Annotated in this window: 26 protein-coding genes; 10 read left to right on the forward strand and 16 right to left on the reverse strand. The window is 67.9% G+C overall.

Going from position 1 to position 25,226, the window contains the following annotated elements; translation table 11 throughout:
- Positions 1-33 precede the first annotated feature (33 nt).
- From ACZ7EG_RS09455 to ACZ7EG_RS09490, 8 genes are all read right to left on the reverse strand, one after another.
- On the reverse strand, positions 34-957 hold the full coding sequence (locus ACZ7EG_RS09455; protein WP_471074516.1) for a type II secretion system F family protein: 924 nt from the start codon (positions 955-957) through the stop codon (positions 34-36).
- Positions 957-1,907 (reverse strand): type II secretion system F family protein, encoded by a 951-nt coding sequence (locus tag ACZ7EG_RS09460; protein WP_471074903.1) that lies wholly within the window; start codon positions 1,905-1,907, stop codon positions 957-959. Before ACZ7EG_RS09460 ends, ACZ7EG_RS09455 begins: the two co-directional genes overlap by 1 nt.
- Before the next feature lie 46 nt (positions 1,908-1,953).
- Positions 1,954-3,261 (reverse strand): CpaF family protein, encoded by a 1,308-nt coding sequence (locus tag ACZ7EG_RS09465; RefSeq protein WP_471074519.1) that lies wholly within the window; start codon positions 3,259-3,261, stop codon positions 1,954-1,956.
- Positions 3,258-4,148 (reverse strand): hypothetical protein, encoded by an 891-nt coding sequence (locus ACZ7EG_RS09470; protein WP_358963454.1) that lies wholly within the window; start codon positions 4,146-4,148, stop codon positions 3,258-3,260. Before ACZ7EG_RS09470 ends, ACZ7EG_RS09465 begins: the two co-directional genes overlap by 4 nt.
- Positions 4,149-4,165: 17 nt before the next feature.
- Positions 4,166-4,891 (reverse strand): hypothetical protein, encoded by a 726-nt coding sequence (locus ACZ7EG_RS09475; RefSeq protein WP_471074523.1) that lies wholly within the window; start codon positions 4,889-4,891, stop codon positions 4,166-4,168.
- Positions 4,892-5,336: 445 nt separating this feature from the next.
- Positions 5,337-5,534, reverse strand: coding sequence for a hypothetical protein (locus ACZ7EG_RS09480; RefSeq protein ID WP_471074527.1), 198 nt, complete (start codon positions 5,532-5,534; stop codon positions 5,337-5,339).
- A 34-nt stretch (positions 5,535-5,568) separates the two neighbouring features.
- Positions 5,569-5,859, reverse strand: coding sequence for a hypothetical protein (locus ACZ7EG_RS09485; RefSeq protein ID WP_471074530.1), 291 nt, complete (start codon positions 5,857-5,859; stop codon positions 5,569-5,571).
- 134 nt (positions 5,860-5,993) lie between these two features.
- The gene (locus ACZ7EG_RS09490; protein WP_471074532.1) at positions 5,994-6,374 is read right to left on the reverse strand and encodes an SMI1/KNR4 family protein; all 381 of its coding nucleotides are present in this window, start codon (positions 6,372-6,374) and stop codon (positions 5,994-5,996) included.
- 314 nt (positions 6,375-6,688) lie between these two features.
- On the opposite strand from ACZ7EG_RS09490, the gene ACZ7EG_RS09495 reads away from it, so the two are divergent.
- Both ACZ7EG_RS09495 and ACZ7EG_RS09500 read left to right on the forward strand, forming a co-directional pair.
- Complete coding sequence (locus ACZ7EG_RS09495; protein ID WP_471074534.1) at positions 6,689-8,779, forward strand: hypothetical protein; 2,091 nt, start codon at positions 6,689-6,691, stop codon at positions 8,777-8,779.
- Between the two features lie 60 nt (positions 8,780-8,839).
- Positions 8,840-9,544 carry a hypothetical protein gene (locus ACZ7EG_RS09500; protein WP_471074535.1) on the forward strand — a complete coding sequence of 235 codons (705 nt, stop codon included), beginning with the start codon at positions 8,840-8,842 and terminating at the stop codon, positions 9,542-9,544.
- 93 nt (positions 9,545-9,637) lie between these two features.
- Here ACZ7EG_RS09500 and ACZ7EG_RS09505 read toward each other — a convergent pair whose 3' ends face one another.
- Entirely contained in the window at positions 9,638-10,870 is a 1,233-nt protein-coding gene (locus ACZ7EG_RS09505; RefSeq protein WP_471074537.1) for an LCP family protein, read from the reverse strand.
- 34 nt (positions 10,871-10,904) lie between these two features.
- Positions 10,905-12,830 carry a glycosyltransferase gene (locus ACZ7EG_RS09510; protein WP_471074540.1) on the reverse strand — a complete coding sequence of 642 codons (1,926 nt, stop codon included), beginning with the start codon at positions 12,828-12,830 and terminating at the stop codon, positions 10,905-10,907.
- A 455-nt stretch (positions 12,831-13,285) separates the two neighbouring features.
- Here ACZ7EG_RS09510 and ACZ7EG_RS09515 point away from each other — a divergent pair, with 455 nt between their 5' ends.
- The 8 genes from ACZ7EG_RS09515 to ACZ7EG_RS09550 all read left to right on the forward strand — a co-directional run bounded on the left by ACZ7EG_RS09515 (position 13,286) and on the right by ACZ7EG_RS09550 (position 20,486).
- A complete protein-coding gene (locus tag ACZ7EG_RS09515) occupies positions 13,286-13,867 on the forward strand; it encodes a hypothetical protein (RefSeq protein ID WP_471074543.1) in 582 nt (193 codons plus the stop codon).
- A gap of 139 nt (positions 13,868-14,006) precedes the next feature.
- Positions 14,007-14,678 (forward strand): hypothetical protein, encoded by a 672-nt coding sequence (locus ACZ7EG_RS09520; protein WP_471074546.1) that lies wholly within the window; start codon positions 14,007-14,009, stop codon positions 14,676-14,678.
- Positions 14,679-14,719: 41 nt separating this feature from the next.
- Positions 14,720-15,760: a hypothetical protein gene (locus ACZ7EG_RS09525; protein WP_471074906.1), complete on the forward strand. Its 1,041-nt coding sequence runs from the start codon at positions 14,720-14,722 to the stop codon at positions 15,758-15,760.
- Between the two features lie 172 nt (positions 15,761-15,932).
- The gene (locus ACZ7EG_RS09530) at positions 15,933-16,574 is read left to right on the forward strand and encodes a hypothetical protein (RefSeq protein ID WP_471074549.1); all 642 of its coding nucleotides are present in this window, start codon (positions 15,933-15,935) and stop codon (positions 16,572-16,574) included.
- A 649-nt stretch (positions 16,575-17,223) separates the two neighbouring features.
- The gene (locus ACZ7EG_RS09535; RefSeq protein WP_467424019.1) at positions 17,224-17,523 is read left to right on the forward strand and encodes a hypothetical protein; all 300 of its coding nucleotides are present in this window, start codon (positions 17,224-17,226) and stop codon (positions 17,521-17,523) included.
- A gap of 1 nt (position 17,524) precedes the next feature.
- Positions 17,525-18,730: a WXG100 family type VII secretion target gene (locus tag ACZ7EG_RS09540; RefSeq protein ID WP_471074552.1), complete on the forward strand. Its 1,206-nt coding sequence runs from the start codon at positions 17,525-17,527 to the stop codon at positions 18,728-18,730.
- Between the two features lie 52 nt (positions 18,731-18,782).
- Entirely contained in the window at positions 18,783-19,697 is a 915-nt protein-coding gene (locus tag ACZ7EG_RS09545) for a hypothetical protein (RefSeq protein ID WP_471074555.1), read from the forward strand.
- A gap of 39 nt (positions 19,698-19,736) precedes the next feature.
- Entirely contained in the window at positions 19,737-20,486 is a 750-nt protein-coding gene (locus ACZ7EG_RS09550; RefSeq protein ID WP_471074558.1) for a hypothetical protein, read from the forward strand.
- Between the two features lie 221 nt (positions 20,487-20,707).
- Here ACZ7EG_RS09550 and ACZ7EG_RS09555 read toward each other — a convergent pair whose 3' ends face one another.
- The 6 genes from ACZ7EG_RS09555 to ACZ7EG_RS09580 form a co-directional block, all read right to left on the reverse strand.
- Complete coding sequence (locus tag ACZ7EG_RS09555) at positions 20,708-21,277, reverse strand: hypothetical protein (protein ID WP_471074561.1); 570 nt, start codon at positions 21,275-21,277, stop codon at positions 20,708-20,710.
- Positions 21,278-21,349: 72 nt separating this feature from the next.
- Positions 21,350-21,958: a hypothetical protein gene (locus ACZ7EG_RS09560; protein ID WP_471074564.1), complete on the reverse strand. Its 609-nt coding sequence runs from the start codon at positions 21,956-21,958 to the stop codon at positions 21,350-21,352.
- Positions 21,951-22,592 carry a hypothetical protein gene (locus ACZ7EG_RS09565; protein WP_471074567.1) on the reverse strand — a complete coding sequence of 214 codons (642 nt, stop codon included), beginning with the start codon at positions 22,590-22,592 and terminating at the stop codon, positions 21,951-21,953. Before ACZ7EG_RS09565 ends, ACZ7EG_RS09560 begins: the two co-directional genes overlap by 8 nt.
- A 9-nt stretch (positions 22,593-22,601) precedes the next feature.
- Positions 22,602-23,891 carry a hypothetical protein gene (locus ACZ7EG_RS09570; protein WP_471074570.1) on the reverse strand — a complete coding sequence of 430 codons (1,290 nt, stop codon included), beginning with the start codon at positions 23,889-23,891 and terminating at the stop codon, positions 22,602-22,604.
- 75 nt (positions 23,892-23,966) lie between these two features.
- Entirely contained in the window at positions 23,967-24,281 is a 315-nt protein-coding gene (locus ACZ7EG_RS09575) for a hypothetical protein (protein ID WP_471074573.1), read from the reverse strand.
- A gap of 309 nt (positions 24,282-24,590) precedes the next feature.
- On the reverse strand, positions 24,591-24,893 hold the full coding sequence (locus ACZ7EG_RS09580; RefSeq protein WP_033309092.1) for a WXG100 family type VII secretion target: 303 nt from the start codon (positions 24,891-24,893) through the stop codon (positions 24,591-24,593).
- Positions 24,894-25,226 lie beyond the last annotated feature (333 nt).

A 25,226-nucleotide genomic window follows, 5' to 3' on the forward strand; every position in this document is an offset into this window, starting at 1 on the left:
CACTGCGAGCTCACTGCAAGGCTCATGCACGGCTCACTGCACCTGGAACACCCGCATCGCCGCCGGAAAGATCAGGAACACCAGGAACCCGGCGCACAGCAGCAGCTGCGCCACGAGCATCGACTGGGACTTCTCGCCCGCGCTGCCCTCGATCTCGGCGAGTTCGCGGTGGCGCATGGTCTCGGCTCGGGAGGCGAGCGACTCGCGGACCTTGGCACCGTCGTCCGCGACCAGGGCCAGGGAGGCGGAGAGGTCCTTCAGCTCCTCCACGCCGATCTCCTCGCCGAGCGCGCCGAGCGCCTGCCACTGGCTGACGCCGGTGATGCGGGCGTCGGACAGGGCGTTGCGGATGCGCTGGTTGGCCCAGCCGTCGGACACCTCGGCCGCCGCCATCAGGGCCTCGGGCAGACCGCGTCCGCCGGCGAGGCTCATCGACACGAGGTCGAGGTAGGCACCGATCACGCGCCGCAGGTCGCGCCTCTTCTCGGCGGCGTCCCGCCGTACTTCCAGGTCGGGCAGGAAGAAGAAGATCGCCGCGAAGAGCAGCGCCAGCCAGACCGGGATGATCGGGCTGCGGCCGAAGCCCAGCGTGTAGACGATGGCGAACAGGAACGGGCCGAAGAACAGACCGGCCACGCCCAGCAGCACCTTCGTCGCCAGGAACTTCTCCCAGCTGCGGTCCAGCACCGCCAGGTCCGCGCGCAGCGAGCGCTGCTCCCAGCCCTGCTGGAGGTAGAACTCCGAGACACGCAGGCCGACTTCGGCGCGCAGCGCGCCCAGGCGGCCCTTCTCCCGCTCCACGCGTGCCGACTCGTAGGCCGAGCCGCGGGCCCGCATCGCGTCGATCCGCGCGACCTGTGAGATCGCGCTGCGCTTGCCGGGCATGAGGGCGCGGACGAGGGCGTAGATGCCCAGGCCGATGACGGCGCCGACGACGAGCGGCATCGTGAGGTCCATCAGCGTGCCCCTTCTTCCTGCGGCATCCGCTGCTGGGACTGCGCGTGCGACGGCGTCCTGGGACGGACGAACTGGACGGAGGCCTCGTCACGGACCAGGAAGCGCTCCGGCGTCTCGATGGTGGACAGCTTGCGCAGCCACCAGAAGCCGAGCGCGAACAGGCCGCAGACACAGGCCAGGACGAGCTGTCCGACGGCCGTTCCGTACGGCTCGACGAAGTCGCGGTTGAAGATCGACAGGCCGAGGACGAAGGCGATCGAGACCGCGACGACGATCTGCACGGACCTGCGGGTCGAGGCACGCTGGGCCATGACCCGCTGGCGCATGTCGACCTCCTCGCGGGCCGACTTGGCCAGGGCGCCGAGGACTTGGCGCAGGCCCGGGCCGCGCAGGCGGGCGTTGAGGATGAGGGCCGCGACGATGATGTCGGCGGAGGCGTCGTCGATCTCGTCGGCGAGCTGCTGGAGCGCCTCGGGCAGCGGGGTGCGGGCGCGCAGCCGGTCGACGAGGGCGTCGAGGTGGGGCCGCAGGACCGGCGCCGCGGCGCGGGCGGAGGCCGGGATGGCCTGTTCCAGGCCCACGGCGCCGGCGATGGTGTCGCGCAGGGACTCCGTCCAGGAGGCGAGTGCCTCCACGCGGCGCATGGCGGCCCGTTCCTCACCGGCCCCGCCGAACAGGCGGTCCCAGAAGAAGACGAGGACCCCGGCGGCGATGCCCGCGACGGCCCAGCGGGTGAGGACGAGGACGACCAGGCCGACGATGGCGGCGAGCGAGCCGCGCCGGCCGGCGAAGCGGATCAGTTCGCTCGCCCGCTCGGCGGCCTTCTGCTTCTCGTGATCGGGCTTGGCGGGCAGCCCGCGTACGGCGATGAGGAGGAGGGCGAGTCCGCCGCCGACGGCGACGCCGCTCCCTATCGAGTACAGGACGGTGGTGGAGAACAGGCCGCCCATGGAGCCGAGCGAGCCGAGTGCCGCGAGATTCGTGGTCATCCCCGGCTCACCCCCAGGTCCCGGTCGGCCGGTAGCCGTGTGCCATCAGTTCCTCCAGGCAGGCTATGGGGGCGTGCGGCACGATCCGGCCGTCGGGGGCCTCCGCGAACACCTCGCTGGACAGCACGCGTCCGTCGACGCCGTTGACCTCGCGGACCGAGGTGACCATGCGCTGGAGGCGGCCGCCGTTGCCGTAGTTGTTGCGTCGCTGGATGAAGACGACGAAGTTGACCGCGCCCGCGATCAGCATCTGGCTCGCCTCGATGGGCAGCCGTTCCGTGGCCTGCAGCGCGTAGGTGGAAATACGGTTGAAGACCTCGTGCGAGCTGTTGGCGTGGATCGTGGACAGGGAGCCGTCGTTGCCCTGTGACATCGCGTTGAGCATGGTGACGATCTCGTCGCCGAGGACCTCACCCACGATGACGCGGGAGGGGTTCATACGCAGCGAGCGTCGCACCAGTTCCGCCATCGAAATGGTGCCCTGGCCCTCGGAGTTGGGCAGGCGCTCCTCGAAGGCGACGACGTTGGGGTGCAGGTCGGGGAAGGTGTCGAGGCCGAGCTCCAGGGCACGTTCGACGGTGATGAGACGCTCGTGCGGCGGGATCTCGTTGGCGAGGGCGCGCAGGAGCGTGGTCTTGCCGGCGTTGGTGGCGCCGGCGATCATGATGTTCTTGCGGGCGCGGACCGCGCACGCCATGAAGTGGGCGACCTCGGGCGACAGGGTGCCGTTGCCGACGAGGTCGGAGATGAACACCTTGCCCATGCGCGCGCGGCGGATGGACAGCGCGGGGCGCCGGGTGACGTCCATGACGGCCGACAGACGCGAACCGTCGGGCAGGCGCAGGTCGAGCTGCGGGTTGGCGGAGTCGAAGGGGCGGGAGGACAGACCCGAGTAGGCGCCGAGCACCTGGATGAGCTCGATGAGCTCCTCGTCGGTCTCGGCGACGGGGTCGCCCTGCTCCTCACGGCCGTCGGCGTAGCCGATGAACACCTGGTCGCAGCCGTTGATGTCGATGTTCTCGACCTCGGGGTTGTCCAGCAGCGGCTGGAGCCGGCCGACGCCGAACAGCGCGGCGTGCACGGCGGCCGCGTACTGCTCCTCGGTCTCGGCGTCCAGCGGCGTACGGCCCGCGTTGATCTCGGAGCGGGCGTACTCCTCCAGGATCTGGGCTATGACGGCCCGGGCGTAATGCCGTTCGTCCTCCGTGGACATCGGAGTGACGCCCGCGACCTGGTCCTGCCGGCGCTGCTCGGCGATGCGGTCGCCGGCGTCCTGGCGGAACCGCTTGACCAACTGGTGGTCGACAGCGGTCATGCGCCGGCCCCCGCGTGGCCCTGCATCTGACCGGGGGCGTGCGGAGCGTGGTGGGCCTGGGGTGCCTGGTTGGCCTGGGCGGAGGCGGCCCAGGCGGCGCCGTACTGCTGGTAGAGGTCGGCGGCGACCTTGCGTGCCGAGCGGATCAGCAGCGACTTGTCGAGGCGGCCGCGCTTGCGGCCGGCCAGCTGGTCGGCCCCGGCCGGGTCGTCGGCGATGGTGCCGACCACGCGGGCGCCGGTCTGGGCGTGCACCAGCATGTCGTTGACCTGCGAGGCGAGCTTGCCGGCCGTGCCGGTGTCGGCGATCAGGACGACGCCGATCATCGGGGTGCCGAGGCTCGCGGCGCCACGCGATCCGCCGTGCAGCTTGCCCGCGAGGGCGGCGGCGCGGTCACGGACGCGGGCGATGGCCTCGGGCTCGGTGCGCGAGATGAGCAGCACGAGCGCGGCGTGCGGGAACAGCTCGACGGCCGGGGTGTCGCCGCTGATGCGTCCGCAGTCGGCGATGACGTCGGCGGCGGCGTGCGGTGAGTCGGCGAGGGAGTTGAAGGCGTGCCCGAGGGTCGGCCACAACCCCGCGAGTCCGGCGGCCTGTTCGGCGATCCCGAGCCCGACGAGGACTTCGAGCCCGCCGCTCAGCGGCTGTACGTGGTCCCAGAGCTGGTCGGGCACGAGACCGCGGCGCGCGGTGGCGGCGATGGACAGCATGCCGGTGTTGGGGTTGAGCGGTCCGCCGTGCGCGGCGGCACTGCGGTAGACGAGGTCACCGCCCGCCGGGTCCGCCTCGGCGAGCAGGACACGCCGCGGCCAGACCGCCGCGAGTGCGACGGCCGCGGTGGTGACGCCGGGGGAACCCTTGTCGGCGGCGAGAGCGATGAGCGCCATGGGGTGGGTGCCGCCTTCTAGTTGCCGGGGACGCGCACGATGGCGACCTGGTTCGCCGCCGCCGCCGAGGCGAGCGCTTCCGCGTCGGCCTGGTCGACAAGGACGGTGATCGAGAGGTTGCCCGTGCTCACGGTGGCGTCGTCGTCCGCCGCGACGCTGTTCACGCGCGCGTCGTCGACCAGGGCGCCGCCGGAGGAGGATGTGCCGCTCGAACCGCTGTTGCTGTCGGAGCTGTTCGAACCGGAGCCGGTGGAGCTGACGCGGTAGGCGGAGACGAGGTCGCCGGCCTTGATGTCCGCGGGGTACGTGCCCTCCTTGAGGGCGAGGCCGACGGAGGCCTTGCCGGCGGGCAGGCTCGCCTTCTCGGCGAACATCTGGCCCATCACGACGGTGTTGGGGTAGATCGTCGTCTTGGCCTTGAGGGTCTTCAGCGTGTTCAGCTGCTCCCACGTGACGTAGTTGATGCTGTCGTCGGCGGCGACCATCACCGACGTCACATCGCTGTCGGTGACGGACTCCCCGGCCTGGATCTCCTTCGTCACCTTGACGACCTCGACCCGGTTACCGACCTGCAGCACGAGCATCGTCACACCCAGCGCACCCACCAGGATCAGCAGCACGGCGAGCGCGGCCAGTGCCGGTTTGCGCTCGCGAGGCGGGGTGGGAAGCCGGTCGCCGACCGAGGGTTGAGCCGGAGCGGCGGAACGACCTGCGCCCGCCCCCGTACGCTCTTGGATCTTCACGCAACCGCTCCCCGTACACCCAAGAAGATGTCTGTCATGTGCCTTCAAATTCGGACACTTCACCCGCGCCGGCCCGCACGGAAAAGTACGGGACGGGCCGGACGTACCCGCCCGACCTGGGCGAATAGCCAGCACTGGGGGTGAGTGTCAAGCCATCGCACCGTATCAGCCGCACATAAGCCCCTCAAGGCGCGTCCGGCTCCACGGGCCGCAGGCTGCAGCCTGTTATCCATCTGCAACGTCAGGCACGCTCAACCCGTCCGGGACCAGCCCCGGATGACAGCACCACCTGTGCGCCAGCGAATCGCCACCACCCCCAACGACCCTTGCCGAGCGGCCGGTTCGTCACCTGGCGGCCATCATGCCTGCACGATTCACTCACGAAGCCGGGGTGAGGCGCGGCGCGATCACGCCCTCGCGGGGGTGACGTCCGCGGCCGGCGGCGTCAACCCTGGAGGGCGTCGAGGTCCAGGCGCCCCGGTCGTAGATCCTCCGGAAGATGCGCCCGGGCCTCCACCTGGTAGGTGCGCAACCTGTCCTTCAGGTCGGCGAATTCCGTCAACACCTCGAACGCGTACGCCGCGGCCATCGTGCAGCGGCCTGTCGCGACCTCCTCGAAGAGGACCTCCGTGCACCCGCGCACCGCCTCCTTGCACCTCGCCGCGATGTCCTCCTGTTCACCGCCCGTGAGCTGGCTCAGAACGGCGAGGGATGTGCGATCGCCAGGCGAGCGGCACCTGCCGGTCGGCGAGAGCGGCGACGAGCATCACCGCGGTCGCGTACGCCGGCTCCATGAGGTTGGACTGGATGTACACGTGGTTGTCCGCCCAGCCTTCCCCGATCCGGCCCGGTAGCGGGCCGTCCAGCGCGGCGAGGAAGTCCTCGGGGACATGGGCCGCGCTTCTGTTGCAACCGCAGGTCATCGCCTGCCAGTCGTGGCGGGAGATCTCGAGGTTCAGGATGCGCATGGGGGATCTCCAGCACTCCGGGGCCGCCGGGGCCGAGCGGAAGTGTCCGGCCGCGCGGCTCGGGCATCTGATGATCACGAGCGCCGCCGTGCCCGGCCTCTCCGCGAAGGCCACCTCCGGACGCTGGGCTGGAGCTACCGGTACCAGTCCTCTCCCCCGCTCTCCAGCGCCCTGCGCACATAGCCGACCAGGTCCGCGGCCACCGGGCTGCGTTCGTCCGTCTCGTGGTCCCAGACGTGGACGCCGGCCCGTTCGGAGGCCCACAGGAACGCGAACTGGTCTCCCCCGCCGTTGTCACCGATGAACAGCAGCGAGTCGAACGGCCGGTGGAGCAAGCGGATTGCGGGGTCGGTGCGGAAGGTCCGGTTGTTCGCGAGGATCTGTTCAGCGGGCCAGACGATGCCTTCGCCGTACGGGCCCTCGATGCCGTCCGTCTGCAGGAGCAGGGCGCTCAGGTCGGGAGGCAGGGAGTGGCCGAGGGACTGCTCGACGCGGTGGAGGACGGCGGGATCCACCGGAGGGGCACGACGGCCCTGCTCCGTACTCCTCGATCAGGCCACGCCACATATCGCCCCTCGGCTCCCTTCGCCCCGATTCCACGCCCCGCCCCAAGCCCCGGCGAACCCTGCCCCACCTCCCCCTCAAAGCAACGTCCATCCTTCCACCAGCACAGGTCACACACCGCGAACCACTGCCCAAGAACGCCAACGCCCCACCACCGGGCCGCCGGGAACGCGACGTGAGCACCGCAACCGGGCAACCTGTAGCACTCGCGAAGCCCCGAGTAGAGTGCCGCGCGGACAGCGATCGGACCGCGGGGGGCTCACCGGTGAGAGCAGTCAGGACGAACCACGCCTGGGCAGGACGGATACCGGCCCGGAGCAACGGCCGCGCCCGCGCACTCCGACTCCTCCTCGCGCTCTGCGCGTTGCCGGCCGTCTTCGCGACCGCCACCCCCGCCCACGCGACGGACACGACTCCCGACACCCGGGCCGCGACCGCCACCCCGGCCCGTGCGGCGGACCCGGCTCCCGTCACCCAGGCCGCCTACCTCGCCGACCGCCTGCGCCAGAACCCGGTCCACGTCACCGACCAACTCCCGCGCGAGGTACCCCGGTCCACCGCCCCCGACTTCGCGAGGCTCGCGAAGAAGACCGGCGTCCCGACCTACGTCCTGGTCCTGCCCATGCTGAGCAGCGCCGACGGGGAGAAGCTGCTGGACGCTGTGCACGACCGGCTCGGGCGCGACGGACTGTACGTCCTGATCGAGGGAACGGACGTCGCGGAGGCCAGGGCCTACGGCGTCCGCGCCCCGACTGACGCCGCCGTCACCGTCACACAGTACGAACTCGCCTACGACGCGGGCCCGTTGCTGAGCTTCGAGCGCTTCGTCGATGTCATCGCGCAGGGCGAGGAGAAGGCCGCCTCCCGCGCCGAGGCCGCTCGCGAGAGGTACCGGGACGACGAGCCCGCCGAGATGTACATCGGCCCGTCCGACCGCCAGAACCAGTCGTTCCTCACGGGGATCCTGCTCACCGGCGTACCGCTGTCGATCCTGCTGCTCGCGGCCTACGCGAGGCGCGGGCGCACCGGAAAGCCCGCCCTGCGCCTGATCGCCCCGGGCGCGGCGCTCCTGTCCGCCGCCGCGATCGCCCTCACCGCTCCCGTCGTCTTCGACGAGACCAGGTCGAGCGCGGCGCGGCTCCCCACCCCCGCCGAGATGTCCGCCCGCGTGGAACGGGTCGCGGCGGGGCTGAAGCAGGACCCCGTCTACGCCGACCCGGAGAGCCCGCGCGTCCTCGACGCCCGGCAACTGGACCGGCTGCACGAGCGGATCCGGGACTTCCGGCGCTCCGACGGCGGCGGCCCCGTGTACGTCTCCCTCGTGCCGCAGACCCCGGAGAGCGAATCGGCCGGTGACGCGGACCTGTTCGCCGCGGCGGTGCACGCCAAGGTGGGCGAGGACGGTGTGTACGTCGTCGCCGATCCGGACGACGGCACGATCGATGTCCTCAACCACGGCCTGCGCCTGGACTCCAGCCACCTGTCCTTCGACCTGCCGGACTCCGTCACCCTGGGCGACAGCAGGGCGGACGAGGCCGACGACCACCTCCTCGGCGAGCGTCTCGACAGGCTGATGACCTTCCTCGACGAGACCCCGCGCACCGACCGGCCGCAGACCGAGCCCGCCCCGGCCGCCGCCCCGAGGGCCGCCGACGAGAACACCCTCCCGCCCCTGTACGCCACCGACTTCTGGCCCGGCCTGTTCGTCGGCGCCTTCGCGGCTCTCCTGCTGACGGGTCTCGCGGCCGGGGCGACCTGGATAGTCCGGGGGCTGCTGCGTCGGCGCTCGCCCGTGCCCGAGTCGTTCGACCGGATGCCGTTCACCGCCCCGACCGCACCGTCGATGTCCTACCTCCGGCGCACCGCGTACAACGAACTCAATGCACTCGGCGCCGAGTTCGACCCGGATGACCACGCTCGCGACCGGGAGCGTCTCGACGCCGCCCTGCTCCTGGTCGACAGCGACCCCGGCCGCGCCCGGCGACCCGGGGTAGATCCCGCGACCCTGGTCGCCGTCATCGTGCTCGCCCGAGCGGGCCGGGCCGCCCTCGTCGGACGGCCGTCGAACCTGTGCTGCGGCGTCAACCCACTGCACGGCCCCGCCGAACACCGCCACCACGTCCGCGTCTCCGCCGAGGGCAATCCCCGCCGCCTGCTCCCCGTCTGCGCGCCCTGCCGCGACGTGGCCGTCGCCGAACCGGGCGGCATCCCGGGCCGGTTGCTCAAGCTGCCCGACCCAGCCCTCGGCAACACCCGCCTCCCCTACTACGACATCACCGAAGGCCCCCTGACCGCCGTACCCGACGGCATCAGCCGGCTCGTCGACAGAGTGAGGGAGACCGCAGGCGTCCACTGAGGCGCCTCCCGAGCCGCCATGCCATGATCTTCGCCCCATCAGCGACCTAGGAGCCCCCCATTGAAGCGCGCCGCCCTGGCCGTCGTCTCCGTCCTGGCCCTCACCTCCGCACTGACCGCCTGCTCGGGCGGCGAGGACGACCCCTCCGCTGCGCCGACGACGCCGAAGGCCAAGCAGATCACTCCGGCCCAGCGGCTGGCGAAGGCCATCGTGACGAAGGAAGACCTGCCCGGATACAACGTGTCCGAGCCGGAAGCCGAGTACGCCTTCGCCAAGTCCTCCGACGAGCTCACGGTCGACAAGCCCAGCTGCGCCCCGCTGGCCCTCGCGATGAACCAACTCCCGCTCGGTGAACCGCAGGCCGACCTGATCCGCAGCGCCGGGGCGGGCTACGGCAAGGAGAGCACCTACATCACTCTCGCCTCGTACGAGCCGGCGGCCGAGGCCGAGTCGTTGCTGGCCGGGCTGGCGAAGGCCGTACCGGAGTGCCGCGGCGGGTTCACCGCGAAGGCGGGCAAGAACACCACGGCCTACGACTCGGTCACCGCCGAGAAGGGCACGGCGAGCGGTTCCGTCGCCTTCCGCTCCACGATGACGTTCCGGGGTGTCACCCACACGCTGCACACCGAAGCCGTCCGCGAGGGTGACGTGCTCGCCGTCTACTTCTCGGTGAACGGCTTCGCCATCGCCGACAGCACACGGCCCAGCGACGCCAAGATGTCCGCGAACGTGGTGAAGGCGCAGAACTCCAAGCTCGCGAAGTGAGCCTTGGCCGGGTTCGGCTCGCGAAGTTCGCCGAACCCGGATTCACCGAAGCGGTGCATCCGGGCCGCACGCGGGGCCGGGCTGCCTCGCCGGTCAGCCGGGTGGCCGGCCCTCGCGCAGGGCGTCGAACAGGGCGCGGGCCCGACGGTCGTCCCACTTCACCGCGCTGCCCTTGGAGGTGCGCAGGTCCGGGTCGGCCACGGGCACGTTGAGCCGCCGCCCTCCGCCGCCCGTGGCCTTCCGCAGGGCCTCGAACAGCCCCATGAGATCGGACAGTTCAGTGCCTTCGTCGACGATGAGCGTGTCGAGTCCCGCGTCCATGGTGGGGAACGACTTCGACGGGTCGGCGAGGGTGGACGGGGTGGCGGCCTTCCGGGCGAGGGCGGCGAGGAATCTCTGCTGGTTGCGGGTGCGGCCCAGGTCCCCCTGGGCCTCCTGCTTGCGCTGCCGTACGAAGGCCAGTGCCTCGGCGCCGTCGAGGGTCTGGCAGCCGGCGGGCAGGTCGGCGCCGGAGTCCTCGTCCCGGACGGCCCTGTCCAGACACAGGTCCACCCCGCCGACGGCGTCGACCACTCCCACGAAGCCGGCGAAGCCGATTTCCGCGTAGTGGTCGACGCGCACGCCGGTGTTGCGTTCCACGGTCCGCACCAGCAGGTCGGGACCGCCCAGCGAGAACGCGGCGTTGAGCTTGTCCGGCGCGGCCCGGTAGCTGCGGCCGGTGCCGGGGTCGACGTAGGACGGGAGGGTCACCCAGGAGTCGCGCGGCAGGCTGAGCATCGTGGCGCCGTTCGCGCCGGTGTGCAGAAGGATCACCGAGTCGGTGCGACGGCCCTCGGCCGAGCCGGTGTTGAGGTCCTTGCGGTCCTGCTCCGACAGTCCGTCGCGGCTGTCGGAGCCGACGACCAGGTAGGTGGTGCCCTCTCCGTCCGGCACCCGGGCGCCGAGCGCGCCGAGGTCGACCTGCTGGTTGAGCCGGGTGTCGGCCCAGACGTACGTGCCGGCGCCGCCGAGCAGCAGCAGGGACGACAGGACGGCCGCCGTCCGCAGGTACCGCCGCCCCCTGCCCGCCCGGCGCCGCGGAGTGCGGCTGCCGCCGCGTCCGCCACGGGTGGGCAGGCCGCTGTCGTAGCGGCCGGGCGCGGCGGGCGACGGCATGCCGGGCAGCGGGGCGGTACGGGTCGAGGGAGGAGGAGCGGCGGTCCGGGCCGAGGGAGGAGGGGCCTCACCACGGGCCGAGGGCTGAGGGACGAGCGAGGGCCCGGGCGGCTCCCGCCGCGGGTTCCACTGCGGCGGGGGTTCGCTCTGCCGGTCGGTCCAGTCGCTCATCGACGCCTCGAAGGTGCTGTGGGGGGCTCTCGGGTCAGCGCATCGGCACGCTCCTATACGGAACGGGCCCACCGATCTGTTCAGCGGCCGTCCCGGACCGCTGCATCCGCTGCCACCGCAGCCGGCTGCCGAGCAGCAGCGCGACCAGCGACTGGATGACGACGAGATACATCAACTGCCGGTAGACGACGATCTGCAGCGGCATCGACCACAGGGCCCGCACCGGCTCGCCGTCGAGTCTCAGCGCGTAGCCCGAGCACACGATCTGCACGCCGAGGAAAGCGAACCAGACCGCGGCCGACTCCCACGGGTCGCGGAACAGCACGCCGTAGAGGGCGTAGACGTCGATGACGGGCGCGAGCAGCGGCAACGCGACCTGGAAGAGTGCGAGATACGTCAGCCCGCGCCGCCCGAACCGCCCGGCCGGGCCACTGCCGAGGAGAGCTCCCCGGTGCTTCCACATCGCCTGCAGCGTGCCGTAGCACCACCGGTACCGCTGCCGCCACAACTGCTTCATGTTGGTGGGCACTTCGGTCCAGGCGACGGCGGACTCCTCGTACAGCACCCGCCAGCCGGACCGCCACAGGGCCATGGTCAGGTCGGTGTCCTCGGCGAGGGTGTCCTCGCTGACCCCGCCGACACCGAGCACGGCGTCCCGGCGGAACGCCCCGATGGCACCCGGCACGGTCGGCATGCACTCCAGCACCTCGAACATGCGCCGGTCGAGGTTGAAGCCGAAGACGTACTCCAGGTGCTGCCAACGGGCCAGCAGGCTGCGCCGGTTGCCGACCTTGGTGTTGCCGCTGACGGCACCCACGGCCGGGTGCGCGAGCGGCTGCACGATCCGCTCGATGGCGTCGGGCTCGAACACGGTGTCGGCGTCGACCATCACGACGATGTCGTAACGGGCGTGCGCGAGACCGCGGTTGAGGGCGGCGGCCTTGCCGGCGTTGACCTGCCGTACGACCTCCACCCGCGCGTCCCCCATGTTCTCGGCGATGTCGGCGGTCCGGTCCGTGGACCCGTCGTCGATGACGACGACCTGAAGCTCCCTGTGCCGGGAATCGAGCAACGACCGCAGGGTCGACCCGATCCCGGCCTCCTCGTTGTACGCCGGGACGAGCACGGTCACGGGCCCCGACGTCTCCCGCATCCAGGGCGCACCGGTCCGGAACCGCTCCAGCCGCCGCACGTGCGCCCGGGCGAACAGGGCGAGCAACAACAGCCGCAGCACACCGAGGCCGCCTGCGACGCCGAGGATCCAGATCATGGCGGTGGAGAAGACCTGCCCGAGGCCGGTGACCCAGATCAGCCCCCGCCCGAGCCACCGCGCGACCGGGGACGAAGGGGCATCCGGGACGAGCCCGAGCCCGTCGGACACGGTGGTGAACCGTTCGACGGCGCGGTTCTTCAGCAGCCGGCGCGCCTCCTGATACGCGCTCTCCGTCTGGCTGAGCTGCCGGACGATGCCCTGCGCGGGCCTGCGCGACCCCTTGTCGGCGGCGACGAGCACGTACCCGTACCCGGTGGCCCGCCGCGCCGCCTGCCACTCGCGACCGCACAGGGTGTCGGGCGAGGTGGTCCGAGGCATCCGCAGCAGATTCGTCCGCCGTCCGGTGGCCCCGGCGAGGGCGCTCTGGGTCATCTCGAGCTCGGCCTGGAAACGGGGCGCGGAGGACTCCCCCAGTACAGCCCCGGTGTACGTGTTGGACCCGATCTCGTGCCCCTCGGCCCGGATCCGCCGGACCAACTCCGGGTGCCGGGCGGCCTGGGCGCCGTGCACGAAGAAGGTCGCCCGCGCGTTGTTCCTGCGCAGCAGGTGGAGGATCCGGGGTGTCCAGACGGGGTCGGGCCCCCCGTCGAAGGTGAGCGCGACGGTCCGCGCGGGCATCGACCCGGTCCGGATCCCGTCCCGGTTGATCCCGATCACGGGCCCACCCTTCGCTACGGCGTCGGGCACGGGAGCCGTACAGGGCGATCGCGTCTTGGCGGCGTCGACCTCGTGCTGGGTCCAGCCTTGGAAGATCAACAGGGCGAAGAGGAGGGGGAGAGTGAGGGCGAGGAGGAGCCAGTGGGCTCGGGGGTCGCGGGGTTGTTTGTGGCGGGGGTGGGTGCGGCGGGGCTTGTGGTTGGGGGGTGTGGTGCGGCGAGGGTTGGGGTTGCGGGGTTCGGTGCGGCGGGGTTCGTCTTTGCCTTGAGAACGGGTCAGGGGACGTCACCGCCCCCGGGCTCGGGCCATCGTTCGACTCCCACGCCCTGCGCGGGCTGTCTTCTCCACGCGTTTCTGTGGAACGGGCGGGATGCCACGAGCGTCGTATTCGCGCTGATGCTGGCGGAGTTACGCATGGGGCGCGAGTGTAGTTTCGGAGGTCTGGCCGTATGAGTGGAACGGCGAGCTTGGCAGGTTGACGGCAGGTGCAGGGCTTCTTCCCGGCCCATGACGCTCCCGGCAAGAAAGGAGGCCTGTTCGGCGCGGCGATCTTGCTGGTGATCGGCACGCCGCTCTTCGCCGTCGGCTCGGGAGTGGTGTTCCGAGTGGAACGGGACGCAACCACGACCCGCCTCCGAGAGCACATCACGGCGGGCACGATCCTCTGCTGCACGCTGATCGGCCTGGTCGCGGGCCTGACGTTCGGCTACAGCTTCGCCCTCCCCCGCAACGGCTTCCCGGCCATGTCCCTGCCGGGCGGGGCGCTGTGGGGCCTCCTGGAGGGAGCGGCCTTGGGCATGCGTGCCGGTGCGCTGCTCACGAGTTCAGGGGACACCAGGCGCAGGATGACCGACGACGCGAAGTCCTTCGCCCGCACGTCCACGGCCATGTTCGGGTGCTGTCTCTGCGTCTCCCAACTGGGTTGGCTACTGCCGACGTGGGCGATGGTGGCCGTCGGAGTCCCGGCGTCGTTTGTGTTGTTCTTGGTGGCGGCGCGCGATGAAGGGCGACTTGGGCGGTGGGTACAGCTGAGGCAGATCGAGCTACCGCAGGGAGCGCTGAACTGAGGCACGTCGGCACACGCCGGAACGACCCGTACATCCAGCAATGCCCGTGTTCTCGCGGAAGTTCGCGCTGGTGAAACCGGAAACCTCACCGGTACCGTCAGGGCACCAACTGAACTTCTGTCTCTCACGGGGAGTCACTGTGAAGCGCCGCTCATTGCCCGTTGCTGCCGCGTTGACGGCGACGGCAGCACTGCTCTTGACGGCCTGCGGTAGCGGGGACGACAAGTCCGGCGACAACAACAAGATTGCAGGGGCCGGCCAGGGGGCGGAGACGCCGAAGGTGTCGGCGTCCGCCGAGGGAGCACCGGCAGGGGACAAGCCGGACGGGGTGGATGTGTCCCTGCCCAACGACATGAACCTGGTCTTCGACTGGGACAAGCCGAAGGACAAGAACGAGGCGGCTGCGATGGTTGACGCCGCGAACTACCTCCGCGCGATCTATCGAGGCGTCGACAAGCGCACGACGAAGGATGCGGCCGTGACGGCTTACTCCACCGGTGATGGGCTGCACTACGCGCAGGTGCAGATCAACGAGTGGATCAAGGGTGGTTGGACCGCGGAAGGCACCCGCCGTCACTACGACGCCACCACCCGGTCCGCCCCGAACGGCAAGTCTGTTGAGGTGGCCTTCTGCGCGGACACCAGCAAGTTCTACGGCAAAGAGGTCAAGACCGGAAAGGTCCTGAAGACCAAGCCAAGCCTCAAGGACTTCGGCTACTACAAGATCGTCATGGTCAAGTTCCCGACCGGCGACGGCCTGTGGCAGGCATCCAAGGTGTTCGTCGAGACCGAGGCGGAGAAGTGCCGGTGACACAGTCGCGTCGTGGAGTCCTCGGCACCAGCACTGCTGTCATGGCCCTTGCGGTCAGCGGCCTCATCCTCGCGGCACCCAACGCTGTGGCGGAACCGGTGGACTTCGGCAAGGGAAGTGACAAGAAGGAGACGGGCGGCAGCAACGAAACGGGCATCTACGCCGCCGCCCGCATCCAATACTCCGGATCCGTGGCCAAGGGCGGCGGCACCGGCAACGTGACGTCCACGGACGTCAACTGGACGCCTCCGCCCTGCTGGTACGCCCCGTACCTCGGTGCCAAGGACTTCAAGAAGGAAATGTCGAAGCACATCGACAGCCAATTGAAGGCGCCCGGTATGGGTGGGACCGCGGGCACGGCAATCGGCGAGACGAAGCGCCACTACGAGGACGAGTACGGCTGGGCCGGAAGTCCAGGCTACAAGGACTACAACGTCGAGAACGACGGCAAGGGGATGTTCTGGGCAGGGGTTGAGAACCCCGACGAGCCGGACTACCTCAAGCGGTCCTCCTGCACCGACCTTCCCTTCTGGGTGGAGAACGGTGAAGCGCCGCCACCTCGATACGAAGAGGCCCTCTCCCCGGAGATACTCGCAGCTCTCGCCTACCAGCACATGGAGCTTCCCGACACCAAGGTCACCCTCGCCCCCGAGGCCACCACCAAGGTGAACCTGCCGACCTGGGCCTGGCTCGACAAGGCCGTCTTCGACGAGGTTCAGGCGACGGCGGCCCTCAACGTCCCCGGCTTCAACATCCAGGCCACCACCACCGCCAAGCCGGTGTCCCTCAAGCTGGAGCCGGGCACCAAGGACGCCGTGACCTATCCGGCCTCGGGCGAGTGCGTCATCAACGCCGACAACTCAATCGGCGAGCCGTACGCCAAGGGCAAAGCCGACCAGACCCCGCCGTGTGGAATCCGGTACCTCCGCTCCTCCGGCGACGGCACGTACAAGCTCCGGGCCACCATCACGTGGGAAATCAACTGGACCGGCACCGGCGGCGCGGGCGGAGACCTCCCGAACGGCACCTTCGGCAACGAACAGGCGGTCACCGTCCAGGAGATCCAGGCCGTCAACAGGTGAACCGACAGCAGCGAGCACACACCCGGGGGGGAGTCGACCATGAGCGACTCGGACCTGACGGTCCTTCTACGACACCCTCGTGGAACTGTTCGACGCTGTCATGGGCACCTTCCGCTGGAGCTACTCCTGAGGGCCTCCCCCGCTGCCCACGTCCCGACGAAAGAGACCGCTCATGGCAGACGGCACCCTCTGGAGCACCGACCTCGGCGCCCCCCTCCACATCGACACGGATGCCGACCCATACCTCTGGGGCTATCTTCATCTCCAGATCGACAGACGGACCTTCAAGGAATGGCTGGACCAGCACCTGATCGGCTTGGCCGCCATTCACAACATCGAACTCACCCGTAAGCTCCGCCGCTTCCACAAGAACTTCTACGAGCAGACGATCGTCATCCTGCGGGAAAAACTCCAGGCCGACGAAGCGTTTATCTACCACCCCGTTCCACTCACCTACATGCCCCTGGTGATGCACGCCACCCGCATCCACTGCGAAGCCCCTGACGCGACCTCCTGTGAGGGGATCGGCGCGCCGACCGTGCCGCACCCGGACATCCCCGAGTGGCAGCAACGCACCAGCGGCATTCCCTTCGCCTCCCCGCATCTGGGCGAGGACGGCGTCCGGGTCACCCGCTCCTACCCGGCGGACAGCACCATCATGATGACCTCGGTGACCTATCACTGGCACACCCCGCCCGGCACCCCCGACGTGTGCCTCCGCGGGCACCATGACGATCCCGAAGTGATCGCCGCGGCAATGGAGCCACTGGACGACTTCGCGCGGACACTCCGACTTCCCGGTACGGCCCACTGACCGGCGCCGCCGCGGGCGGATTCGAGCGGTGAGCGGTGATGTCGTTGTCTGGTCATGCTGGCCGAGATCACCAGGCCGGGGTCGGCACGGGCAGCCCCTGCGGCTGCAAGGGGTACGAGCGGCAATGAGCCGGAGAGGTGGAGCGAACGCCTCTCCGGCCGGCTCGCCCATCTCCGACCGCGACGGTCCCGGCCCGCCGCATCGGCAGTCGGCTGCCCAACCGCACCCCAGGGCAGATTTCATCGTGCAATCTTCGTGAAGAGCTCTTCACCTTGAAGGTCGCCCATTCCGTGAATCTTCACATGCCCACCGTTCCAAGAGGTGCGCCCAACACATAAGCATTCCCAACCCCACCCCGACCCCCAGAAATCGCCCAGACTCCATCCAGAATCTCGCGCTGGCGAACCGCGGAACTCAGCAGATACCGTCGGTGTCACCTGGCAGACCTTTCTCGCTTCTCGGGGGAGTCACTTGAAGCGTCGCCTTCCGCTCCGCACGCCGTCGCGCATCGCCCGTGCAGGCCCAGTCAAGGGACACCACGGCCGCGGCATCGCCGCCCGCATACTCACGGCCGCCACCCGCTGACCCGGCACAGGCGGGGTCCGCCACTCCGCAGGCCGCCACCCACCGACAGAGACTGAGCGCCACCATGAGCGATCTGCGCCTCGAAGACACCGTGTTCGAGCACTTGAAGAAGACCTTCTCCTCCATCAGCGACCGCATGGAGGACGCCCGCCGCGACCTTCGAGGCGCCGACTCCTCGGCCGTCGGCGAGAGCCGGCTCATCGAAGACGTCCAGGACTTCGCCGACGACTGGGGCTACGGCATCAAGCAACTCGGCAAGCACACACACGGCGCGGTGAAGATGATCAACAAGATCGGCGAGACGTTCGACGGCCTCGACCTGGAGCTGGCGCAGTCACTCAAGGTCAAGAAGAAGGGCAAGTGACGTGGCCGGTCAGCGCACCGTCCCTCCCAACATCGGCTGGGACCCCACACCCGGGAGCGTGGAGGACACCCGGCAACTCGCCAAACGCCTGGGCAAGTTGGCGAGCGAACTGGGCACAGCCGTACGTGAGTTGGAGCGAATAGAGTGCGGGGCCTGGAAGGGCAAGACCGCGGTCGCCTTCACCGAGTACATCGGCCAGGACGTCACCCCACTCATCCGCAAGAGCCACGAGTCCTTCGACAAGGCTTCGCGCGCACTGCACCGCTGGGCCAATGAGCTCCAGGACTTCCAGGACGAGACGGACCGCCTGGAGAAGAAGGCGGGAGAGAAACTCGACGCCAAGGCCGAGGCCAAGGAAGGCACCGAGGAGTACGGAAAGGCCTCCGGCGACGTCACCGGCCTCATCCAAAAGGTCCACGAGCTCGAGGGCCGTTACAAGCAGGCCGCCGCAAAGATCAGCAAGGAGCTGGACAAGGCCGCCGACATCGCCCCCGACGAGCCGGGCTTCTGGGAGAAGCTGGGTACGGGCATAGCGGACGCCTGGGACGCCACCGGCGACTGGCTCAAGGAGCACGCCGACCTGATCAAGGCGATCGGTGACGTGCTCAGCGACATCACAGCCGTCCTCGGGCTACTTGCCATCGTCACGCTTCCCTTCCCGCCCCTCGCCGCCATCTTCGGCACCGCCGCGCTCATCGGCGCGGGCCTCACGCTGGCTACGCACGGGGTGGCCAAAGCGGCCGGAGCGGACGTGAGCTGGGCTCAGCTCGGGCTGGACGCGGTGGGCCTGCTGCCCGGGATCGGCATGTTCGGCAAGGGGATCAAGGTGGTCGGTGCGGGCAAGGCCGCGCTGACGGCAGAGAGGCTCGGTAAGGGCTTCAGTGCCACCAAACTCGGCAGTTCACGGGTTCTGATGTCCTTCGGTAAGGAGTCCGCAGACATCGTCGGCGGATTCGGCAAAGCCGGCTTGGTGAAGATCGGCGGCATGTCCGACGACGTCTTCGAGGTCGCGCACGGGAGCAGCGGCCTGATGTCCCGCATGGGGGGCCTCTCCTACGCGGGCTACCATCAGGGCCAGCTGATCGGCTCCAAGGGAGCCAACCTGATTCCGGGGGTGAACATCAACCCGTTCGGAGCGGGCGGTATAGCCCTCGACGCGGGCCTCAAGATCGCCCCCAAGATCTACGGCCACGTGGCGGGCGACTAGATCGAGGTTGCGCCACGCCATCCAAGTTGGCCGCGAGAGGAAGTGTGAGGACATGAGCGTGTGGTGGCCCGACTCGGGAGAGACTTTCATCGCCCGTGCCCCGCTGACTTTCGCCACGGGCGCGGCCACCCGGGTCAAGGGAATGCGTTGGTTTCGCGACACCGAGCGCAATGACATCCAGGACGAACTCGACGGCTGGCCTGAAGGGCCTTCGTACACCGCCCGTTCTTCAGGAAGCACCGTCGGCCGGAACACCGTGAAGGGCGCGGCCATGGCGGTCGGTGTGGCTGTCATGGGCCTCCTGTCGTCCCAGTCGGGCAGTGTCGGCCCAGGCCGCTCGGACAAGGGCTCGGACACCTCGCACGACCGGGCTGACGAGGTGGAGGACTTTCCGGTCATGTGGGCCGCTCGGGGCTCCACCGCCCGCACTCTGCCTTGGCAGTTGGACCCCTCGCGCTCCCCTCAGGACGAATACCGCACACACGCGATCGTCACCGACCAGCGGCTCGTGATCGTGGGCTTCCCCTATATCAAGGGGGAGGAGAGGCGGATCTCCGACGAGTTCCTCTGGGAGACGCATCGGTCCGGCATCGAAAAGGTCGAACTACGAGATTTCAAGCTCGGCAACGACGCAAAGATCGCATTCACCGATGGTTCCTGGTGCAGGGTGAGCAGCATCAAACGGGAGAGGCTCACTCGTTACCTGATCGAACCTCTCGACTTCATCCCGTTGACCTCGCTGACGCAGGCGCAGCGCAAGACCGCCGAGCGGTTCGCAGCAGCTCAGGCATCAGATGCCCAGCCGCCGCTGGTCAAGCGCAACCCATGTGGATGTTTTCGGGTCGAAGTCGTGGCACCGAGCGCCGTTCACGCTTCCTTCGGTCACTCCGGGCTGAACACGGTGATGGACGTGAACGGCACGGAACTCGGCCTGACGGAATACCACCAAGAAGACTTCCTGACCTGACTCAGGCCCGGCACTCGACCAGAACGGCGCACCACCTCAATGATCCCAGCCGCTGACTCCGCGAACACCCAGCACGTCAGTGCTGCTGACGGGACCATCCCGCCCCTCTGGTTCCTCGCCCCCGAGGGCTTCTTCGCTCTGCCCATCGCCGCCACCCCCGAGGAGCGCAGCGAGCGCGCCCTCTCCTTCGTCCGAGAGCTGTACTCCCGGGGCGACGAGAGCATCTGGGAACCTGCTGCCCCCTACTACGCTGCGATAGCCGAACTCATGGGAGACACCGGTGTCTCCTACGCGGCCATGGGCCTGTTCTCCACGGCTGACGAAAGCGAAGTGCCAGAGGGACAGGTGATCAGACACGAGCCTGCCGAGGGCATCGCCCAATGCGCCTTCACCGTCGCCATCGCCCCCACGGGCCAGGCCGGCACCGACACCGACGTCGTCGCCCAGGGCATCCTCGCAACCCTCTCCAGCGACCCGTACAACAACGCCATCTGGCTCGACCTGCCGTGCGGCCCGGCGGTGTCCTGCATCACTCTGCGCGAATACGACCTCGGCCCTGAAGCATCCGCCAGCGGTGAGGAGACAAAGCTCCTCACAGGCCAGATCCAGGTGCACGTGCCCTTCCCTACCGGGCCATGCACAGCGGTTTTCACGCTCTACACGGCCTCGATGGACCACTGGACCGAGATATACGGCTTGTTGTCGGCCGTCCTGCAGACAGTCTCCTTCGTCGAACCGACCGGAGAATGGAACGAGGAGCGACCCGAGGACCTGCCCGGAGAGGCGTGACCTCAATACGAGCACGCTTCGGTCTCGGTGACCTATCACTGACACACTCCGACCGGCATCCCCGCCGTGTGCCTCCGCGAGCACCAAGACGATCCGGAACTGATCGCCTCGGCAATGGAGGCGCTGGACGACTTCGCGCGGACGCTACGACTTCCCCATGATGGCCCCTTGACCCGCGACGCCTGTGGCGGATTCAAGGTGTGAGGATCGTGGATCGGCATTCAACCTCTGCGCGCCGCCCGGCTCTTCCCTTTGCCCTTCTTACGAAGTTTCCGAAGTCGTTCCCGCTCCCGCGCCGCTTGTTCCTCGGACCGAGCGCTGATCCAACGCCAGAAAAACCAGCCCACGACACCAATACTGAGCACGTAGGCGAGGAACGCGCTCCCCGTACCGGGAATGAAAGCACAGTCCGCCGAACGGCAGTTCTTGCCGGGCAGTCCACTCAGCAGATAGAAGAGCGGTCCGAAGGCCGCTGTGCAACAAGCCGCAGTACCCGCGGCTCGCAGCCCCTTTGTCAGACGGGTCTCCCCCGAGCGGCTGGACGCATAGCGCAGACCGCCGGTTGCCCCGACCACAGTGATCAACCCGAGTACGCCTCCGGTCATCCAAGGGCCTCCGGGCAGACCGACCAGGACCGGGGCCGTTTCACGAGCGAGCCGCTTCCACAGGCCCATGGACAGCAGAATGGCGCCCACCCCGACGACCATGCAGAGAAGCCCGCCGGCGATCCCCATGCCATCCCGTGCCCGGAGCCGGTTATCGGCAGCTGTAGCGTTGGCTTGTCGCTCCATCTGTCGTCCTTTCCTCCGCGAGTTGAGGTCCCAGGCGCCACTCGGCTTCAGCGTCTGGTCTTCGCCGCGACATCATGTCCAGTGCAGCGTGTCCGCCACCGCGTCAAAGAGACCCACCATCTGGCGCGCCAGCGGATCCAGGGGCGTGGAGAACGACAGGATCAGCCACTCCTCAGTCGCCGGGACAGGAACGTAAAACTTCACCGTGGTCGTGGGGAGCTCGTTGCCCAGTTGTGTCCTGGGAGAAGCCGCCTCGGAGCGGAGCTCGCGGACCGCCCTGCCGGCGGCAGAGAGTTTGACCACGGTGACCTCCCCCCCACGTCGGCCAAGGACGTCTGCGAACGTGTGGACGTCGGAGGATGAAGGCATCGTCCCCGGCATGGCAAAGCTAACCAAGAGCGATGACGAAAGCGGCAAAAGCCCGACCCGCAGGGTTGAGAGGTACAGTTCGATGCCGCCGGCCTGATAGGCGTCCTTCGCTGTCCTCTGCAGCTCACGCATCACTTGCTCCTTGAGCTGAGGAGCGTTGTCGATGCCGCGGAACTGTTGCTCAGCCAGAGCGATAATGCTGCGGTCACGGTGGTCCGGGTCGAGGGACAACTTGAACCAGCCGTCGGGGACGACCAGGTTGTAGTCCTTCGGCGGCGTGGTGGTGTCTGCGTCCACCCAGGATTCAGGCATCCGGGGTGTCTCCGTCCGGGATCGGATTACCTGCTGCGTCGAGTGGCACGAAGCGCAGAGTCGGCATCAACGCATCCATCTCCTCGGAGAGTTGATCGCTGTGCTCCATGGCGCTCCAGTTCATCGTCGCCAGAAGCACGTCGGAGGTCTGGGGGACCAGAAGGGCATACGAGACGGCCTCTGAAAGCTTCTTACCGAACCCCAGTACACCCTTGGACTGATACATCGCCTGCAACCGCACTGCCGTCCCTGCGGGCAGGTCGACCCTGCTCGCCTCCGGCTCCCCAGCGATCTCCTTGTGGCCTCGCAGCCTGCTCTCCACCTCGTCCAGGGAAAGAGTGACCCCGTCCTCACCGAAGATCTGGACATCGAAGGTGGCGTAGTGGGCTCCGCCCAATGCAAAGAAGGCAGCAGCGAGAACTGCCTGGTTCTTCTCCGCCGCTCGCGCAAGGTGAACCAAGTCCTTCTCGATGGACTCTTTCGAGGCAACCAGGTCTAGCGGGTTGAAGGACTCCACGACCTCCCGAGCCCAGGCAGCCTTCCCCTCGGGGTCCAGTCCAGTACCCTGCGTCAGGTCTACCCAACCGTCAGTGAATTCCAGCCGACAGGTCCAGTCGTCGATTTCAACTGTCATGCCGATCTCCTAAAACGCCGGTCGGGTATTTTCATCGAGGTAGATGTTCCCCCCGGTCACAGCATATCCGATGCCCGTCAGAACATTGACCGTGGTTTTGACACCGTTAAGTCCAGGGATATTGGGGAAGTTGGCTGCCATGGGCTTGATCGACTTGAGGCTGGCGGCCACTTCGGCGTCCACGAGCGACACCGACTTACCCAGTCCGCCGTTAGCGGAAATTGCTTCCTTCGCCCCCCGCCAACTGTTCATATTGAAGACGGTCTTGGCGTTGTCGGCGAACCCCTTCCATCCACTCTTGGTGAACAACTCGGTAAAGGGACTGGCCATCGTCTTACCGAGCTCCTTAGGTGTCATCGAGAACACCTTTGTGAAGCCCTGCGAGCCGAGCTTGTTCAGTTTCTGACGGTCACGCTTGAAAGCTCTACCGATCCCCGGCGTCTTGCTCGACTTCATCCTGGTGAGACGCTTGAGCACAGACCCGGCATACTTGCCGGCAAGCTTCGAGAACGCCTTGCCGACCCCGATCATCATGAAGCCCAGCGCCGCCTCCCCTAGGTCCATTAGGTCGGCGTTCCCGCGCATGTAGAGCACTGCCGTACAGATGAAACCGACCAACGACATGACCAGGGCGATGGTGCCGAGAATGCCGGCCAGCGCCTGTCCGATCACCGGAATCCAGCCGACCATCAGGGAGAGAACTCCGCAGACTGTCGCGATAAGACCGGTGATGTTTGCGATGTCGTCCAGGAGGCTGTCCCAGAACCCATCCTTGAGGGCATCGTCGGAAATGACTTCGTCAATCGCGTCGCATGCCCGCTTGGCTGCCGCGTCGCGGATGCGCTGCGCCTCTTCTATCTTCTCCTGGGCAGCCTTGACCACGTCTTCGGCTGCTTTCTGCTGATCTTCGAGCTCCTTCTTCTTCGAGTCGTCTTCCGCGTCCGCGAGCTTTGTCCCGGCAGAACGTTTGTCGTCTTCCGCCGACTGAGCCTCCTTGAGGGCCTGGTCGGCGATTTGTTGTGCGCGGTTCAGGTCAGAGGCGTAGTCCTTCGCTGATGCGTGGACTTTGTCCGCATAACCACCCCCGACGTCAACGACCTTGTCTCCAAGTGCAGCCGCTGCTGTGGCGTAGCGCTTTCGTGCCGCTTCCAGCTTTCCAGTGGAACCTTCGGCCCGCTTCCGGAATTCCCTGCCCGCGTCACTGTCCCAGGAATCGACTTCAGAGATCGCCTTGAGGTTCTTTACCTGACGCTCAAGCTCCTCAGCAGTCTTTTTTAGTTTCTTCCCCAGGCTCGCCACCCTGTCGGGATCTCCGGGAACAGGGTCGAACCAGCACAGTGGCGACCAGTCGCGCGGTCGTCCCCCCACAGTGACTCACTTACCCTTCTTGCCGGAGGCCTGGGCGTCTCGGATCGCCTTTGCCAACTCATGATCCATTTTGTTGTATGCCTTCGCCGCAGCCAGGGCGTACTCCGAAAGGAACTTGAGCTCTTCCTGGAGTTTGTCCCGATTCAGGTTCCAGTTCGACTCGAAGTCCTCAAACTTGTCAGACAGGTCATCATGCCCGAAGTCTTCACCGTACGATTCAACGATGTCAGGCAGGCCTTCGAATGCCTTATGGATCCTTCCGAGCCCCTTGCCCATCTCCCGGATGACCTCAAGGTCGTCGATTCGCGCACGGTCAGCCATGAGCCACCACCGCAAGCAAATTCAACATCACGTCAATCCCCCGATTAGGCTGTTCCACACTCTGCCATCTGAAGCGCCGATACTTTACTAAGCCTTGACACTTCGTGCCAGTCTCTCCTTCGGCAGTCGCGGGCAGGGGGTACAGCAGCTTCTGGACGCAGCGACCGCTCATTGGTCGCGGCACAGCTCACGACAGACGCTTGTCTGATGCGCGCTGTCGCGGCCGGCGCGCATCAACCTCATGGGGTCGGGCGGCGCAGCGGCGTCGCACGCCACCTCGCCGCACCGCCCCGCGACCTCAACGGGAGGTCACTTGCTCCGAGCCTGCTTCGCCAGCTCCTCGTCGATCTGCTCGAACTTGTCCGCAGCCATGGTCAGGTAGTCACCCATGCCGTCCAGACCGTCCAGCGTGTCCTTCATGCCGCGCACGAACTCGTCGAAGTTCTCGTCGAACGCCTTCGAAGAGCTCTTCGTGACGTAGCCGCCCTGGACGAGGTTGTTGATGTACTTCTTCAGGCCCTCGAGCTTCTCCTGGAGCTTTTCCTTCTCCTTCACGACATGCTTCGCCGCATCCCGCATGTCCTGATATGTGACATCAAGGTCCTTGGCCATGAAGCCGCTCCCTCTCACAACGCCGCAGGGCCAACCCCCGTGGCTCCCTGTTTGCGGACTCGTCGGCCCTGAAGCCGAGTTGCCGATCGCACGTGGCAACCGGTGTGATCGTCCGCTCTTGCGTCAGCAGCTTACGGGTGCGGCCTGTGGTGCCCCATACCCGCCTTGTGAACGAGCCGTCATGAAAGCGTGTACGACGTTGCCATCGGGAACGTCACGGCGCCTCCCCATTGCCCCGCCGTCGTACCGAGCGGATATCGTCCCTGTACCACTGTGACCCGCGTGACTGAAGCGAGCCGGACAGCGAGCGAAAAGTCCCGGCAAGCGATCAGC

It is taken from the genome of Streptomyces sp. NPDC037100, from assembly GCF_055606225.1.

Coding starts and splice junctions, on each gene's coding strand:
- ACZ7EG_RS09485 (WP_471074530.1), bottom strand. CDS start 5,859: ATGCGCATCCTGAACCTCGAGATCTCCCGCCACGACTGGCAGGCGATG.
- ACZ7EG_RS09565 (WP_471074567.1), bottom strand. CDS start 22,592: ATGACAGTTGAAATCGACGACTGGACCTGTCGGCTGGAATTCACTGAC.
- ACZ7EG_RS09465 (WP_471074519.1), bottom strand. CDS start 3,261: ATGACCGCTGTCGACCACCAGTTGGTCAAGCGGTTCCGCCAGGACGCC.
- ACZ7EG_RS09530 (WP_471074549.1), top strand. CDS start 15,933: ATGGCAGACGGCACCCTCTGGAGCACCGACCTCGGCGCCCCCCTCCAC.
- ACZ7EG_RS09455 (WP_471074516.1), bottom strand. CDS start 957: ATGGACCTCACGATGCCGCTCGTCGTCGGCGCCGTCATCGGCCTGGGC.
- ACZ7EG_RS09535 (WP_467424019.1), top strand. CDS start 17,224: ATGAGCGATCTGCGCCTCGAAGACACCGTGTTCGAGCACTTGAAGAAG.
- ACZ7EG_RS09555 (WP_471074561.1), bottom strand. CDS start 21,277: ATGGAGCGACAAGCCAACGCTACAGCTGCCGATAACCGGCTCCGGGCA.
- ACZ7EG_RS09525 (WP_471074906.1), top strand. CDS start 14,720: ATGGCCCTTGCGGTCAGCGGCCTCATCCTCGCGGCACCCAACGCTGTG.
- ACZ7EG_RS09460 (WP_471074903.1), bottom strand. CDS start 1,907: ATGGGCGGCCTGTTCTCCACCACCGTCCTGTACTCGATAGGGAGCGGC.
- ACZ7EG_RS09550 (WP_471074558.1), top strand. CDS start 19,737: ATGATCCCAGCCGCTGACTCCGCGAACACCCAGCACGTCAGTGCTGCT.
- ACZ7EG_RS09575 (WP_471074573.1), bottom strand. CDS start 24,281: ATGGCTGACCGTGCGCGAATCGACGACCTTGAGGTCATCCGGGAGATG.
- ACZ7EG_RS09505 (WP_471074537.1), bottom strand. CDS start 10,870: ATGAGCGACTGGACCGACCGGCAGAGCGAACCCCCGCCGCAGTGGAAC.
- ACZ7EG_RS09580 (WP_033309092.1), bottom strand. CDS start 24,893: ATGGCCAAGGACCTTGATGTCACATATCAGGACATGCGGGATGCGGCG.
- ACZ7EG_RS09470 (WP_358963454.1), bottom strand. CDS start 4,148: ATGGCGCTCATCGCTCTCGCCGCCGACAAGGGTTCCCCCGGCGTCACC.
- ACZ7EG_RS09545 (WP_471074555.1), top strand. CDS start 18,783: ATGAGCGTGTGGTGGCCCGACTCGGGAGAGACTTTCATCGCCCGTGCC.
- ACZ7EG_RS09560 (WP_471074564.1), bottom strand. CDS start 21,958: ATGCCTGAATCCTGGGTGGACGCAGACACCACCACGCCGCCGAAGGAC.